The sequence below is a fragment of the Salinimicrobium oceani genome (genome assembly GCF_012037645.1).
Genome location: NZ_JAAVJR010001003.1, coordinates 1 through 375, shown reverse-complemented (window position 1 = coordinate 375; position 375 = coordinate 1). Strand labels below are relative to the sequence as shown.

General features: G+C 39.5%; 1 protein-coding gene. It reads right to left on the bottom strand.

Annotated features, from left to right (window positions below; all coding sequences use genetic code 11):
- Positions 1-174 precede the first annotated feature (174 nt).
- A partial coding sequence (locus HC175_RS20480) for a mechanosensitive ion channel domain-containing protein (RefSeq protein WP_369074362.1) occupies positions 175-375 on the bottom strand: 201 nt, incomplete at its 5' end.

The following is a 375-nucleotide window of genomic DNA, read 5'->3' as shown; positions in this document are numbered from 1 at the left end:
ACCAAGAAAATTAAGTTTCTCAATTTCAGAATAAATTTCAGAAGAGCTTAATTTTTCAGGTTTTTGAGCATGTGCAAGCGTGGTGAGAAGTAAGAGAAAAAGGCAAAAAAGCTTCCGCATAGGATTTTCTATTGATAAGCTTTCAAATATAGCAAGATTCCTATCTATTCAAAGTTACAGGGCATCTTTCCCTTCATCGGCATGATATTCTTTTTCAATAAGGGAGACCGCTTTCTGTAAAATGAGGTTGTTGGGGTAAGTGATCAACTCCCCTTCAAGCGTGCGAAGGTGCAGGTGAAAAGCCCTGATGTCCTCTATCACCGCCTCTATTGGCAGGTCTTTATCATGAATTTTGATACGGCTCCCGATCTTGTA